Genomic DNA, 13,852 nt, shown 5'->3' with positions numbered 1-13,852 from the left:
CTCACGACTTTACGGCGCCGGTGAGCAGGTCGAGGCTCCAGAACCGCTGGATGAACAGGAACAGGGCGATCAGCGGCAGCACGGCGAGCAGCGAGCCGGTGATCACCAGGGTGTAGAGGGAGGGGCTGTTGGACCCCTGGTTCAGCAGCGTGTAGAGGCCCAGCGTCATCGGGAACTTCTCGTCGTCGCTGAGCATGATGAACGGCAGCAGGAAGTTGTTCCAGATGGCGACGAACTGGAACAGGAAGATCGTGACCAGACCCGGCAGCATCATCGGCAGGGCGACGGTCCGGAAGGTCCGCCACTCGCCCGCGCCGTCCATGCGGGCCGCCTCCAGCACGTCGGACGGCACCGCGGCCGTCGCGTAGATGCGGGCGAGGTAGATGCCGTAGGGGGACAGCAGGACGGGCAGCAGCACGGACAGCCTGCTGCCGCTGAGGTCGGCCTCGGCGAGCAGCAGGTACTGGGGCACGGCCAGGATCACCGGGGGCATCAGCACCCCGGCCAGCAGCACCCCGAAGACGGCCTCCCGGCCGCGGAACCGGTACACGGCCAGGGCGTACCCGCCCAGCGCGGACACCGCGCAGGACAGGACGGCGCCGACACCCGCGTAGAGCACGGAGTTGGCCATCCACCGCCAGTACACGCCGTCGCGGTAGGCGGACAGGTCGGCGATGTTGTCCAGCAGTCCGGTGCCGGGGGCGAAGGTGAACGTGGAGAACAGCTCGTCGCCCGCCTTCGTCGAGGCGACCAGCACCCACGCCACGGGCACCAGGCAGTACAGGGCGCCGAGCAGCAGCGCGGCGGTGGGCAGCAGCGCGACGCGGCGCGGGGCCGCGCGCCCCTGGCGCAGGGCCTGGGCGGTCATCGGGCTTCCTCCTGGCGGGTGCGGGCGCCGGCCGCGCGCAGGAAGCCGAACGACAGGGCGAGGGTGACGACGGCGATGACGACGGCGGTCGCGGCGGCGGAGTGGACGTCGCCGGTGTCGAACGCGTCGCGGTAGACCTTCATCAGCGGGCTCCAGGTGGTGGAGATGCCGTTGGTCAGGGGGCGGAGCGTGGTGGGCTCGCTGAAGACCTGGAGGGTGGCGATGATCGAGAAGAAGAAGGTGAGCACGAGCGCGGGCGCCACCATGGGGACCTTGATGCGCAGCGCGATCTGGAGCTGGGAGCAGCCGTCGAGGCGGGCGGCCTCGTGGACGTCGGCCGGAATGGCGCGCAGGGCGGTGTAGATGACGATCATGTTGAATCCGGTGCCGCCCCAGACCGCGATGTTGGCGAGGGCCGCGTACAGCGCGCCGCCGCCGAGCAGGTCGGGCTCGGGCAGGCCGAGCGCGTCGAGGGTGTGGTGCAGCGGGCTGACGGACGGCAGGTAGAGGAAGCCCCACAGCAGGGCGGCGATCACGCCTGGCACGGCGTAGGGCAGGAAGATCACCAGGCGGCCGAAGCGGCGTCCGCGGACCCGGTCGGCGTCGAGGAGCAGCGCGAACAGCAGCGCGAGCCCGAGCATGACGGGCACCACGATGAGCCCGTACACGCCGACGCGCAGGGCGCCGTCGAGCAGTTCGGGGTCGGACAGCGCGTCGGTGTAGTTGGACAGTCCGGCCCAGACCTCGCGGCGGGCGCCGCTGCCGAGGCCGAGGCCCCGCACTTCGATCGTGCGCAGGCTCAGGTGGATGGCGTAGCCGATGGGCAGGGCGAAGAACAGCAGGAACAGGACGATGGCCGGGGCGAGGAAGGCCCACGGGGCGCGTCGCCGCGCCCCGGGCCGCGGGCGGCGGGTCACTCGCTCACCTGAAAGCCGTGGGATTCCAGGTTTTCGACGACGGAGCGCTGCATGGCGGTGAGGGCGGCGAGGAAGTCGCCGCGGCCCTGCGCGGCCTCGCCGAAGGCGTCGTTGAAGGTGGAGTAGGCGACGTTGACGTTGGGCCCCCAGGCGGCGGGCGCGGTGCCGGCGGCTATCTCGGCGGCCTGCGCGTAGAAGTCCGGCTGGTTGGGGAGGAAGGCGGGCGGCTCGGCCAGGGCCTCGCCGGTCTGGGCGGCGGTGGCGGCGGGGTAGATGCCGCCCTCGCGGACCAGCGCGGCCAGCGCCTCGGGGTCGGTGTTCAGCCAGGTGGCGAACTCGGCGGCGGCCTCGGCGTGTTCGGAGTCGTTCGTGACGGCGGTGGTGGAGCCGCCCCAGCTGCCGGTGGCGTTCTCGCCCGCTTCCCACTGCGGCAGCGGCGCCATGGCCCAGTTCCCCGCGGTGTCGGGGGCGGCGGTGGTGAGGGTGCCGGGCGCCCAGACGGCGCTGACCCAGGCGATCTGCTCGCCGGAGTTGATCGCCTGGTTCCACGCGGGCGTGTACATGGGCTCGTTGAGGATGGCGTCCTCGGCGACCAGGCCGCCCCAGAACTCGGCGACGCGGCGGGTGGCCTCGTCGTCGATGGCGACCTGCCAGGTCTCGCCCTCGGTGGTCCACCACTGGGCGCCGGCCTGCTGGGCGAGTCCGGCGAAGGAGCCGGCGTCGTTCGCGGAGAAGGTGGTGAGGTAGGTGTCGGGGGCGACGTCGCGGACGGTGCGCGCGGTCTCGGCGAACTCGTCCCAGGTGGTGGGGACGGTCAGGCCGTACTCCTCGAAGAGGTCGTGCCGGTAGAAGAACATCATCGGCCCGGAGTCCTGCGGCAGGGCGTAGACCGCGTCGGTGCCGAGCGTGACCTGCTGCCACAGGCCGGGCGCGAACTCGTCCGCCACGTCGGCGCCGACCTGCTCGGAGATGTCGGCGAGCACGTCGTTGCTGACGAGGGTGGGCAGCGCCTGGTATTCGGCCTGGACCAGGTCGGGGCCCTGGCCGGCCTGGGCGGCGGTGATCGTCCTGGTGACGAGGTCGTCACCGGCGGCCTGCTCCTTGACGGTCACCTGGATATCCGGGTTGGCCTCGTTCCAGATCTCGACGACCTGCTCCATACCCGGCGCCCAGGCCCAGTAGGTGAGGTCGACGGGGCCGGAGCCGGAGGAGTCGTCCGAGCCGCCGCAGGCGGTCAGCGCGGTGGCGGTGAGGACGGCGGAGCAGGAGAGTGCGGCGACGCGGCGTCGGTGCATGATTCCTCCGGGCGGATGACGGGCCGGTGTCTGGGAGCGTTCACAGTAGAGAAACGGTGCCGACACTTGTCAATGGTTGCGGCTGTGCGGTTATGTTGCCTGTGTACGTTCACAGAGAGGCGCGGAGACAATGCACATGGAACGACTCGCGTTCGGCGGGGACTACAACCCGGAGCAGTGGCCGCAGGAGGTCTGGCCGCAGGATGTCGCGCTGATGCGCGAGGCCGGGGTGACCCTCGTCAGCGTCGGGATCTTCTCCTGGGCCTTGCTCGAACCGCGCGAGGGACACCACGAGTTCGGCTGGCTGGACCGCCTCCTCGACCTGCTGCACGAGGGCGGCATCCGCGTCGACCTCGCGACCCCCACCGTGGTGCCCCCGGCCTGGTTCTACCGCGCGCACCCCGAGGCGCTGCCCGTCAGCCGCGAGGGTGTGCGCTGGGAGTTCGGCTCACGCGGCGCGATCTGCCACAGCTCGCCCGCCTACCGCGAGGCCGCCACCCGGATCACCCGCGCGCTCGGCGAACGCTACGGCAGCCACCCCGCACTCGAACTGTGGCACGTGCACAACGAGTACGGCGTCCCGGTCCTGGAGTGCTACTGCGACACCTCGGCCGCGCACTTCCGGCGCTGGCTCGCCGAACGGTACGGCACCGTGGAGGCGCTGAACGCGGCCTGGGGCACCGCCTTCTGGGGCCAGGCGTACGGCGAGTGGGAGGACGTCCGGCCGCCCCGGCTCACCCCCACCACCGCCAACCCCGCCCAGCGCCTGGACTTCGCCCGCTTCGCCTCCGACAGCGCCCTGGAGAACTTCCGCGCCGAGCGCGACATCCTGCACGAGCTGTCCCCCGGCATCCCCGTGACCACCAACTTCATGGTCTCGCCCACCCAGTGCGACACCATGGACTACTGGAAGTGGGGCCGCGAGGTCGACATCGTCACCAACGACCACTACCTGGTGGCCGAGGACGACCGTAACCACATCAACCTCTCCTTCGCCGCCGACCTCACCCGCTCCGTCGGCGCGGGCCGCCCCTGGCTCCTCCTCGAACACTCCACCAGCGCCGTCAACTGGCAGCCGCGCGGCATCGCCAAGCGCCCCGGGGAAATGGCGCGCAACAGCCTGGCGCACGTGGCCCGCGGCTCCGAGGGCGCCATGTTCTTCCAGTGGCGCGCCTCCAGGGCCGGCGCGGAGAAGTTCCACTCGGCGATGGTGCCGCACGCCGGCACCGACAGCCGCATCTGGCGCGAGGTCGTCGAACTCGGCGCGGACATCGGCGCGTTGCAGCGGATCAAGGACACCCGCACCGTCGCGGACGCGGCCATCGCCTGGGACTGGGAATCCTGGTGGGCACAGAAACTGGAATGGCGCCCGAGCGACGACCTGGACGCCAGGGAACGCGCCGAGTCCTGGTACGCCGCGCTGTTCGACCACCACCTGACCGTGGACTTCGTGCACCCGGAGGCCGAGGGGCCGACGGACCACCCGCTGCTGGTCGTGCCCGCCCTCTACCTCGCCAGCCGCGCCGCCGGCGAGAACCTGCGCCGCTACACCGAGCGCGGCGGCACCCTCGTCGTCTCCTGTTTCTCCGGCATCGTCGACGCGCACGACGCCGTCCACCCGGGCCCGCACCCGGGCGCGCTGCGCGACGTACTCGGCCTGGTCGTCGAGGAGTTCCAGCCGCTGCGCGCGGGGGAGAGCGTGCGGCTCGCCGGTCCTGACGGCGCCCTGCTGACCGCGGACGTGTGGGCCGAGACGGTGCGGACCACGGGCGCCGAGCCGGTCTGGACCTACGCGGACGGCCCGGCGGCAGGCGGCCCCGCCGTCACCCGTCACCACATCGGCAGCGGCACGGCCTGGTACGTGTCCGCGCGGCTCGGCCAGGACGGACTGCGTGCCGTCCTGGCCGCGGCCACCGCCGACGCCGGTCTCGCTCCGCGCGAGGACCTGCCCCGCGACGTCGAAGTGGTCCGGCGCTCCGGCGCGGGCGGCGACTTCCTTTTCGCGCTCAACCACACCGCCGACGAGGCCACGGTGACCCCGCCGGCCCCCGGCACGGAACTGCTCACCGGCGCGCGCGTGACCGGCCCCCTGGCCGTTCCCGCGGGAGCCGTGCGGGTGGTGCACCTCGGCACCTGAACGGCACCTGAACGGCACCGCCCCCGCTCGACGCGCCACAGGTCAATCACTGTCACTCATGGAAGGGACCCATGATGCACAGACGAACGCTCCTGCGCGCGGGCACGGCCGCCCTGGCCGGCCCGGTCGCGTTGAACGCCCTGGCCGGCGGTACCGCGCACGCCGTTCCGCTGCCGGTTCAGGGCGTCGACCTCTCCTCCGTCCTCAAGGCCGAGGACCTGGGCGCGGTCTGGCGCTACAGCGACAACACCGTCGGCGACCCGCTGCGCATCCTCCAGGAGGGCGGCGCCAACTGGGTACGCCTGAAGGTCTGGGTGGACTCGCCCGACGGCTACCACGGCAAGCAGCAGGTGCTGACCATGGCGCAGCGGGCGAACGCCCTGGGCATGCGGCTGCTGATCGACTTCCACTACTCCGACAGCTGGGCCGATCCTGGCCAGCAGCGCAAGCCGGCCGCCTGGGCGGGCCTGAGCGGCGGTGCCCTCGAACAGGCCCTGTACGACCACACGTTCGACGTGCTGGACGGGCTGCGCGGCCAGGGCACCGCCGCCTCCATGGTGCAGATCGGCAACGAGATCAACGGCGGCATGCTCTGGCCCGACGGCTCGACCGACGACTGGGACGCCCTGGCCGGGCTGCTCACCGCGGGCGCGCGGGCGACGGCCGACGCCTCGCCCGGCACCGAGATCGCCCTGCACCTCGCGGAGGGCGGCGACAACGGGGGCACCGTCTGGTGGTTCGACAACGCGGTCGCGCGGGGCGTGCCGTTCGACGTGATCGCGCTGTCGTTCTACATCTACTGGCACGGCACGCTCGACGAGTTGCAGATCAACATGAACGATGTCGCCGCCCGCTACGGCAAGGACGTGATCGTCGCCGAGACCGCCTACCCGTTCACCCTGGACGACGCGGACGGGCATCCCAACATCATCGCCGACTCCTCGCTGCTGCCGGACGACTTCCACCCCACCGTCGAGGGGCAGGCGGCGTGGATGGGGGCGCTCTCCGAGGTGGTCGCGAGCGTGCCGGGCGGCCGCGGGCGCGGGATGTTCTACTGGGAGCCCGCCTGGACCGCCACCCCCGGCAACGGCTGGGACCCGGCCGACCCGTCCTCGGGCAACGCCTGGGAGAACCAGGCGCTGTTCGACTTCACCGGCCGCGCGCTACCGGCGGCGCGCTGGCGCTGATCGCGGTCACCGCACGAACGGGCGCCGGCCACCCCGAGGGTGGCCGGCGCCCCTGCGCGTCCGGGCCTCAGTGCACCGGGGTGAAGTCCCTGGCGCCGATGTAGGCCGGGCGGGGGACCGGCGCCGCGAACGGCTCGACCGCCGCGTTCTCCACGCTGTTGAACACGATGAAGACGTTGCTGCGCGGGTACGGGGTGATGTTGTCACCCGAGCCGTGCATGCAGTTGCAGTCGAACCAGGTGGCGGAGCCCGCCCGGCCGGTGAACAGCTTGATGCCGTGCCGGTCGGCGTAACCGGTCAGCGCCTCGTCGGACGGGGTGCCCGCGTCCTGCATCTGGAGCGACTTCTTGTAGTTGTCCTTCGGTGTCTCGCCCGCGCAGCCGAGGAACGTCAGATGCGAGCCCGGCATGATCATCAGGCCGCCGTTGGTGTCGAAGTTCTCCGTCAGCGCGATCGAGACCGACACCGTGCGCATCCGCGGCAGCCCGTCCTCGGCGTGCCACGTCTCGAAGTCCGAGTGCCAGTAGAAGCCGCTGGCACCGAACCCGGGCTTGACGTTGATCCGGCTCTGGTGGACGTACACGTCCGAGCCGAGGATCTGCCGGGCCCGGTCGAGCACCCGGGGGTCACGCACGAGTTCGGCGAACTTCTCGCTGATCTTGTGCACCTCGAACACCGAGCGGATCTCCTGCGACGTGGGCTCGACGATCGAGCGTTCGTCGGCGCGGATGTCCGGATCGGTGACCAGCCGGTCAAGCTCCGCGCGGTAGGCCAGCACCTCCTCCGGCGTGATCAGCTGGTCGATGGCGGCAAAGCCGTCCCGTTCGAATGCCGCGAGTTCCCCGGCGGCGAACGGCCCTCGGGCGCCGGGCTCGGACCACACCACCGGGTCCTGGCGCGGCGTGGTCACCTCGGTGGCCCCGCGGGTCGGATACAGGTCGGCGGTGCGTTCGGGTGCGGTGGTCATGGGGTGCTTCCTTCCTCTCCTTACACCTCGGTGAGCAGCGGATAGACGCCGTTCTCGTCGTGGTCCTCCCGGCCGGTGACCGGCGGGTTGAAGACACACATCACCCGGAAGTCGGTCCTGGGACGGACCGTGTGCTTCTCGTGCCCGTCCAGCAGGTACATCGTCCCGGGCTTGATCCAGTGCTTCTCGCCGGTGTTCTCGTTGGTGAGCTCTGCTTCGCCCTCCACGCAGAACACGGCCTCGATGTGGTTCGCATACCACATAGTGGTCTCCGTACCCGCGTAGAGCACGGTCTCGTGCAGCGAAAAACCGACGCCTTCCTTGGCCAGCACGATGCGCTTGCTGCGCCACGTGCCCGAGGCGGACTCTATGTCCCGGTCGGTTCCCTCGATGTCGCTGAGCGATCGGACGATCACGGCGTTGTACTTCCCTTCCGGTTTTCGGCTGTGGGCTTTCAGGCGGTTTCGCGGATGGCGCGGGCGAGGACGCGCAGTCCCTCGTCCAGCTCCTCCGGGGTGGTCGTCAGCGCGGGGAGCAGCTTGACGACCTCGCTCTCGGGGCCCGAGGTCTCCAGCAGCAGCCCCAGCTCGAAGGCGCGGCGGCACACGCGGGAGGCGCGGGCGCTCTCGTCGAACGTCATGCCCCACACCAGGCCGCGGCCGCGGTAGGAGGCACCGGCGTGCGCGTGCTCCATGGCGATGGCGCGCAGCGACGCCTCGATCTGCTCGCCGCGGCTGAGGGTCTGCTTCTCCATCTGGCCGTCGGTCCAGTACGTGTCGAGCGCCGCGGCGGCCGTCACGAACGCGGGATTGTGGCCGCGGAACGTGCCGTTGTGCTCGCCCGGCTCCCAGACGTCGAGCTCCGGCTTGAAGAGCGTCAGCGCCATCGGCAGCCCGTAGCCGCTGATCGACTTCGACACCGTGACGATGTCGGGAACGATCCCGGCCTCCTCGAAGGAGAAGAACGGGCCGGTGCGTCCGCAGCCCATCTGGATGTCGTCGACGATCAGCAGCATGTCGTGCCGCCGGCACAGGTCGGCCAGGCCGCGCAGCCACTCCGGCCGGGCCACGTTGATGCCGCCCTCGCCCTGCACCGTCTCCACGATGGTGGCGGCCGGCTTGTTCAGGCCGGACCCGGCGTCCTCCAGCAGCCGCTCGAACCAGATGAAGTCCGGGGTCTGCCCGTCGAGGTAGTCGTCGAACGGCATCGGCGTGCCGTGCACCAGCGGGATGCCGGCACCCGCGCGCTTGAACGCGTTGCCCGTGACGGCGAGCGAGCCGAGGGACATGCCGTGGAAGGCGTTGGTGAACGAGACGATCGACTCGCGGCCCTTGACCTTGCGGGCCAGCTTCAGCGCGGCCTCCACCGCGTTGGTGCCGGTCGGGCCCGGGAACATGACCTTGTAGTCGAGGTCGCGGGGCCGCAGGATCACGTTCTGAAACGATTCGAGGAAGGCCCGTTTCGCTGTGGTGGACATGTCCAGGCCATGGGTGATGCCGTCGCGCTCCAGGTAGTCGAGCAGGGCGCGTTTGAGCACGGGGTTGTTGTGCCCGTAGTTGAGCGAGCCGGCACCGGAGAAGAAGTCCAGGTAGGTGTGCCCGTCCTCGTCGAAGAGGTAGCTGCCCTGGGCACGGTCGAAGACGGTGGGCCAGCCGCGGCAGTAGCTGCGGACCTCGGACTCCAGTGTGGTGAAGACGCTCAGGTCGGGCTGGGTGATGGTCACAACGGTCTCCTGATCTCAGGGGTTGATCACGCGGGGAGTGGCGGAAGCGGTGTCGGTCGGGTCGGGTCAGCGGACGGCGGCCGCCGGCTCGGGTATCGGCCCGATCCGGTACAGCACTTCCGGCTGGTGGCCCCGTTCGGGGAACACCCCGGCGTCGAACAGCACCTCGCGTTCCACGGCGGCCCCGTGCCGCTCGGCGAAGGATGCGAAGAGTCGGTTGGAGGCGGTGTTGTCCGGTGTGACGGTCGTTTCGATCGTGTTCACCCCCAGCTCCCGGCCCGTCCTGAGGACGAGAGCGTCCAGCATCGCGGCAGCGAGACCGCGTCCGCGCTGACCGCCGTCGACGGCGACCTGCCACACCAGGAGGGTGCGCGGCGCCTGAGGGCGGGTGTACCCGGTGATGAAGCCGACCGGCTCGCCGGCGGCGTCCCTGACGACGATCGAGGTGCGCGCGTAGTCGCGACACCACAGGAGGTAGCTGTACGACGAGTTCAGGTCCAGGACCCTGGAGTCCCGGGCAAGACGCCACAGGGCGGCCCCGTCGTCCAGGCGCGGGGTGTCGAGCGTGAGCCCTTCACGTCCTGCGGGGAATTCACTGTCCATGAAATCGGGTCGGGCACGTGCATGGTCTGCTTGTGCGGGGGTCATGCAGATTTAATTTACCCAGCAGGTCGGGAAATTGCATCGCCAGTCGGGCTTAACAGGGCGCGCCGGATGTGTTATCGCGCGCGCGTGGACGCCCCTCTTTGTTCGGAGCGAAAAGTTACGTTCTGTCCGTTAGTTACCGGGCAAAGCGGACAGTCGTGTGGAGTCGGTCACATGTCCGTAACGAAGAAGTGACGATGTTGGCCCGATCCAGTGATGGGTCACGATCCCGTAGATGTCCCGTTTAGACCTCGATAAAGCGGGCAGAAGAGGCCCGCACAGTCCGTCGGAATTACCCGGGAAACACTTGTTGAATTTCAAGCCGAAGAGCCGGAAGAGGCGTCGAAGAATTATCCCGCGGAAGTGTCGAAGCCGCCACTCGCGGCAACCGGCCCCGAGGGCCCTGACCCCGTCACCCGGTACCGGTCGAGGCCCGCGCCGCGGGCCCCCAGATCGTGGTCGTACTGTGCGGCGAACACGTGCTCGCCCGGCGGCACTTCGGCCCCCGGCCGCAGCTCCCAGCGGAACACCAGATCACCGTCCTCGTTGGCCGCCGACAGATCGAAGTCGTCGCCCGGCAGCGTCCGCCACCCCCCGGTGGGCCGCATCCCCGCCTCGGCCACCACCCGCACCTCGACGGCGAACGACGTCAGCGGCTCTCTCGTCTCCACCGTGACATTGCTCTGCGACCAGTAGGCGTGGCTGCCCGCGTCCACCGCGCCCGAGGAGGCGAGCCGCTCCGCCGCCGACGGCCGCGCGGGCCCCGTCGGCCGCCCGTCACCGCCGCCCGCCCAGCCGACGGCGAGCGTCGCGAGCGCGAGCGTGACCGCGAACCCCACCGCCGCGGCCGCCACCCGGAGCCTGGCCGCCGTCCGCCGCGGCTCCCTCGCCGTTCCGCGCTCGACGCGCGCCAGCATCCGTGCCCGGTCGGGCCGGTGCGCGGCCGCTGCCGCGCGCAGCAACTCGCGTGCGTCCGGGCGGTCTCCCATGGCTCCTCTTCCGCGGTCCCCTCGCTGCTCACCAACTCCTGCGCTGCACCGGGCCCGTACGCAGCACACGGAGGAACTCCCCGGTCCCGCCCTCGCCTTCGGGGGCCGCCGCCTCGACGAGCAGCCGTTGCAACTCGGCCATGCCCCGCGAGGTCTGACTCTTCACGGTACCCACCGAGATCCCCAGGGCGCGCGCGGTCTCCTGCTCGGAGAGGTCGAACGCGTGCCGCAGCACCACGCAGGCGCGCTTGCGGTAGGGCAGCCGGCCGAGCGCCGCCCGCACGTCGAGCACCGCGGGCACATCGGGACCCTCCGCGGGCTCGGTGCCCCTGGACCAGAACAGCGCGATGCGGCGGCGCTCCCGCACCCGGCTGCGGATACGGGATCTCGCGAGATTCGCCACCACGCCGCGCGCGTACGCCAGCGGGTGATCGGCCGCGCGCACGCGGTCCCAGCGGTGCCAGATCGCGACCAGCGCGTCGGCCGCCAGGTCGTCCGCACCGTCGGCACCCTCGGTGCCGCCCAGCAACAGCCGGGCCAGCCTGGACAGTTCCGCATGGTGCTGTTCGAAGAAGGCGTGGAACTCATCGCTGGGGCCGGACACGCCAACCTCCCTCGGTCAACGGCTCCTGAATCCGTCGAAGTTGTTCGACGGGACGTGCAGCGTTCGTCTCTCCGTCCAGCCCCCGGCGAGCGTAGCAGTCAATGCGTAAGCTGCCGAGCATGAGTGAACGACCCGTTCTCCCGCCCGTGCTGCACATCAGCGGCCGGGTGCTGGTCGGCCCCGGACCCGACGGCGGACCCGACCTCGACGTGCGGGACGAACTGTGGGTCGTCGGCGGCCGGATCACCTACGAACGCCCGCGCGGCGCCCGCGAAACCGTCCGCCTCACCGGCTGGGTGCTGCCGGGACTCGTCGACGCCCACTGCCACGTCGGGCTCGACGCCCACGGCGCCGTCGACCGGGCCGCCGCCGAGAAGCAGGCCCTGGCCGACCGGGCCGCGGGCGCCCTGCTGCTGCGCGACGCCGGATCGCCGGCCGACACCCGGTGGATCGACGCCCGCACCGACCTGCCGCACCTCATCCGCGCCGGCCGCCACATCGCCCGCACCCGGCGCTACATCCGCAACTACGCGCAGGAGGTGGAGCCCGCGGACCTCGTCGCCGCCGTCCGGCACCAGGCCGCCCGCGGCGACGGCTGGGTCAAGCTCGTCGGCGACTGGATCGACCGCGAACGCGGCGACCTGGCGCCCTGCTGGCCCGCCGGTGCCCTGCGCGCCGCGATCGCCGCCGCCCACGAGGCGGGCGCCCGGGTCACCGCCCACTGCTTCGCCGGGGACTCGCTGCCCGACCTGGTGGCGGCCGGCATCGACTGCGTCGAGCACGCCACCGGGCTGACCGAGGACACCATCCCGCTGTTCGCCGCGCACGGCGTCGCCATCGTGCCGACCCTGGTGAACATCGCGACCTTCCCCGGCCTCGCCGACGGCGGCGAGGCCAAGTACCCGCGCTGGTCGGCCCACATGCGCAGGCTCCACGCCCGCAGGTACGACACCGTGCGCGCCGCCCACGACGCCGGTCTCGACGTCTTCACGGGCACCGACGCGGGCGGCGCGCTGCCGCACGGACTCATCGCCCGGGAGGTCGCCGAGCTGCGCACCGCCGGCATCCCCGTTCACGACGCCCTCGGCGCCGCGACCTGGCGGGCCCGCGCCTGGCTCGGCAGGCCCGGCCTGACCGAGGGCGCACCGGCCGACCTCGTCGTCTACGCGGAGGACCCGCGGCAGGACCTCGGCATCCTGGCCGATCCGCAACGCGTTGTGCTGCGGGGGCAGATCGTCGCCTGAGTTACCCCGTTCGGGTGAAGCGGCCCCGGATCGGGGGCGATTCGGCACATGAGATCGAAGGATGGCGGGCGTCCCAGCAACACCTTCCCGTGGGAGTTCCCTGCCGTGAACCGATCCGCCTGCCGCCGCTCAGCCGCCGCGCTGCTCGCCGCCGCCGCCCTGACGACCCCCACCGCCACGGCCCACGCCGACGAGGGCCAGAGCGAGGGCACCGCGAACGCCGCCGTACTGCGCGCCGGCCTCGACGTCTCCCTCCTCGACGGCGAGGTCCGCGTCCCGCTGGCGGCGGCACTCAACGAGGTCAGCGCGCCGGAAGGCGGCGGCAGCGCCGACGACACCGCGCTGACCGCGTCGCTCGAAGGCGTCGACGGCGGGCAGCCGTTCGAGCTGCTGCGTGCCGACGTAGCCTCGGCCACCGCCACGACCGGCGCCGACGGCGCCTTCGCCGAAACCTCCCTGACCGGCGCCCGCGTCCACGTCCCCGGGCTGCCCCTGCTGTCCGTGATCGAGCTGGAGGCCGTCTCCGCGCGCGCCGCCTGCCCCGTGGGGGAGGAGCCCACGGCCGAGACGGACATGCCGGCCACGGCCACCGTGCTCGGCCGCGAGGCGGCCCTCACCGCCGAGGGCACCACCAACGTGTCGGTGCCGGGCGTCGGCGACGTCGGCCTCGGCCTGTCCACCCGCGAGACGGGCCAGGGCACCGCCGCGGCGAGCGCCCTGGACCTGACCGTTCACGTCAACCCGCTGGACCTCAACGTCGCGGAGGTCACCGGCACGGTCACGCTCGCCGAGGTGAGCTGCGCGGCCCCGGCCGCCGGGGAGGGGCCGCGCACGCGGACCGTCACGGAGGAGCAGCCCGCGGACGCGGACCTGGCGGAGACCGGCGGCGGTTCCTCGACGCCCTACGTCGTCGGCGGCGCGGCCGGCCTGCTCGTCGCGGGCGCGGCCACCGTGCTGGTCGCCCGCCGCCGGCGGGCCGCCGCCGGCCGGGGCTGAGCGGCGCCGGGCCGGGAGGCACCGGGCCGGTAGACGCCGGGCCGGAGGCGGCGGGGCCCGCGGACTCGCGGGCCCCGGCGCCCGGTTCAGGTGGCGACGATCCAGATGCCGTAGCCGACGGCCGCCGCGCACAGCGAGAAGCAGAGGTACCCGGCCGGGCGGGCCGAGGACCGGGCCGATCCGGCGCGGATGCCGAGGGAGAAGAGGCCGACCACCGCCACCGTCAGCAGCACGGAGACGAGGATGACCTGGCCGAGTACGGCCCACTCGATGTTCATGG

The 13,852-nt window shown here is 71.8% G+C and carries 14 protein-coding genes; 4 read left to right on the top strand and 10 right to left on the bottom strand.

All coding sequences use genetic code 11. The annotated features are described in order from the left end of the window. Position 1: 1 nt before the first annotated feature. Genes RM779_RS19885 through RM779_RS19875 form a run of 3 tightly spaced genes read right to left on the bottom strand, consistent with a single transcriptional unit; the run spans position 2 to position 3,080 of the window. Positions 2-868, bottom strand: coding sequence for a carbohydrate ABC transporter permease (locus RM779_RS19885; protein ID WP_311619092.1), 867 nt, complete (start codon positions 866-868; stop codon positions 2-4). After that, positions 865-1,785, bottom strand: a complete 921-nt coding sequence (locus tag RM779_RS19880) for a carbohydrate ABC transporter permease (protein ID WP_311619091.1) — start codon at positions 1,783-1,785, stop codon at positions 865-867. Before RM779_RS19880 ends, RM779_RS19885 begins: the two co-directional genes overlap by 4 nt. Further along, complete coding sequence (locus RM779_RS19875; protein WP_311619090.1) at positions 1,782-3,080, bottom strand: extracellular solute-binding protein; 1,299 nt, start codon at positions 3,078-3,080, stop codon at positions 1,782-1,784. The genes RM779_RS19880 and RM779_RS19875 overlap by 4 nt, the downstream gene beginning before the upstream one ends. A 136-nt stretch (positions 3,081-3,216) precedes the next feature. Between RM779_RS19875 and RM779_RS19870 the strand changes: the two genes are divergently transcribed. After that, positions 3,217-5,217, top strand: a complete 2,001-nt coding sequence (locus RM779_RS19870) for a beta-galactosidase (RefSeq protein WP_311619089.1) — start codon at positions 3,217-3,219, stop codon at positions 5,215-5,217. 71 nt (positions 5,218-5,288) lie between these two features. Continuing rightward, positions 5,289-6,404, top strand: coding sequence for a glycoside hydrolase family 53 protein (locus RM779_RS19865; protein ID WP_311619088.1), 1,116 nt, complete (start codon positions 5,289-5,291; stop codon positions 6,402-6,404). Between the two features lie 67 nt (positions 6,405-6,471). Here the strand turns inward: RM779_RS19865 and thpD are convergent, their stop codons facing one another. The 6 genes from thpD to RM779_RS19835 form a co-directional block, all read right to left on the bottom strand. Next, positions 6,472-7,371: an ectoine hydroxylase gene (thpD, locus tag RM779_RS19860; RefSeq protein ID WP_311619087.1), complete on the bottom strand. Its 900-nt coding sequence runs from the start codon at positions 7,369-7,371 to the stop codon at positions 6,472-6,474. 20 nt (positions 7,372-7,391) lie between these two features. Further along, a complete protein-coding gene (locus RM779_RS19855; RefSeq protein ID WP_311619086.1) occupies positions 7,392-7,787 on the bottom strand; it encodes an ectoine synthase in 396 nt (131 codons plus the stop codon). A gap of 38 nt (positions 7,788-7,825) precedes the next feature. Beyond that, a complete protein-coding gene (gene ectB / locus RM779_RS19850) occupies positions 7,826-9,094 on the bottom strand; it encodes a diaminobutyrate--2-oxoglutarate transaminase (protein WP_311619085.1) in 1,269 nt (422 codons plus the stop codon). A 66-nt stretch (positions 9,095-9,160) separates the two neighbouring features. Then, a complete protein-coding gene (ectA, locus tag RM779_RS19845) occupies positions 9,161-9,697 on the bottom strand; it encodes a diaminobutyrate acetyltransferase (protein ID WP_311619084.1) in 537 nt (178 codons plus the stop codon). A 392-nt stretch (positions 9,698-10,089) separates the two neighbouring features. Further along, positions 10,090-10,728, bottom strand: coding sequence for a hypothetical protein (locus RM779_RS19840; RefSeq protein ID WP_311619083.1), 639 nt, complete (start codon positions 10,726-10,728; stop codon positions 10,090-10,092). Positions 10,729-10,756: 28 nt separating this feature from the next. Further along, positions 10,757-11,332: a SigE family RNA polymerase sigma factor gene (locus RM779_RS19835; RefSeq protein ID WP_311619082.1), complete on the bottom strand. Its 576-nt coding sequence runs from the start codon at positions 11,330-11,332 to the stop codon at positions 10,757-10,759. Between the two features lie 119 nt (positions 11,333-11,451). Between RM779_RS19835 and RM779_RS19830 the strand changes: the two genes are divergently transcribed. After that, entirely contained in the window at positions 11,452-12,576 is a 1,125-nt protein-coding gene (locus RM779_RS19830) for an amidohydrolase family protein (RefSeq protein WP_311619081.1), read from the top strand. A 105-nt stretch (positions 12,577-12,681) separates the two neighbouring features. Then, positions 12,682-13,572 (top strand): SCO1860 family LAETG-anchored protein, encoded by an 891-nt coding sequence (locus RM779_RS19825; RefSeq protein WP_311619080.1) that lies wholly within the window; start codon positions 12,682-12,684, stop codon positions 13,570-13,572. Positions 13,573-13,658: 86 nt separating this feature from the next. Here the strand turns inward: RM779_RS19825 and RM779_RS19820 are convergent, their stop codons facing one another. Next, a complete protein-coding gene (locus tag RM779_RS19820) occupies positions 13,659-13,850 on the bottom strand; it encodes a hypothetical protein (protein WP_077062171.1) in 192 nt (63 codons plus the stop codon). Between the last annotated feature and the right edge of the window lie 2 nt (positions 13,851-13,852).

The organism is Streptomyces johnsoniae (assembly GCF_031845565.1).
Classification (GTDB): domain Bacteria; phylum Actinomycetota; class Actinomycetes; order Streptomycetales; family Streptomycetaceae; genus Streptomyces; species Streptomyces johnsoniae.
The sequence above is the reverse complement of the archived record's forward strand: the minus strand, read 5'-3'. Positions and strand labels throughout refer to the sequence as shown.

Excerpts from the sequence above, each read along its gene's own strand:
- RM779_RS19865 (WP_311619088.1), top strand. The coding sequence starts at position 5,289 with ATGATGCACAGACGAACGCTCCTGCGCGCGGGCACGGCCGCCCTGGCC.
- ectA (WP_311619084.1), bottom strand. The coding sequence starts at position 9,697 with ATGGACAGTGAATTCCCCGCAGGACGTGAAGGGCTCACGCTCGACACC.
- RM779_RS19840 (WP_311619083.1), bottom strand. The coding sequence starts at position 10,728 with ATGGGAGACCGCCCGGACGCACGCGAGTTGCTGCGCGCGGCAGCGGCC.
- RM779_RS19830 (WP_311619081.1), top strand. The coding sequence starts at position 11,452 with ATGAGTGAACGACCCGTTCTCCCGCCCGTGCTGCACATCAGCGGCCGG.
- RM779_RS19885 (WP_311619092.1), bottom strand. The coding sequence starts at position 868 with ATGACCGCCCAGGCCCTGCGCCAGGGGCGCGCGGCCCCGCGCCGCGTC.
- thpD (WP_311619087.1), bottom strand. The coding sequence starts at position 7,371 with ATGACCACCGCACCCGAACGCACCGCCGACCTGTATCCGACCCGCGGG.
- RM779_RS19820 (WP_077062171.1), bottom strand. The coding sequence starts at position 13,850 with ATGAACATCGAGTGGGCCGTACTCGGCCAGGTCATCCTCGTCTCCGTG.
- RM779_RS19875 (WP_311619090.1), bottom strand. The coding sequence starts at position 3,080 with ATGCACCGACGCCGCGTCGCCGCACTCTCCTGCTCCGCCGTCCTCACC.
- RM779_RS19870 (WP_311619089.1), top strand. The coding sequence starts at position 3,217 with ATGGAACGACTCGCGTTCGGCGGGGACTACAACCCGGAGCAGTGGCCG.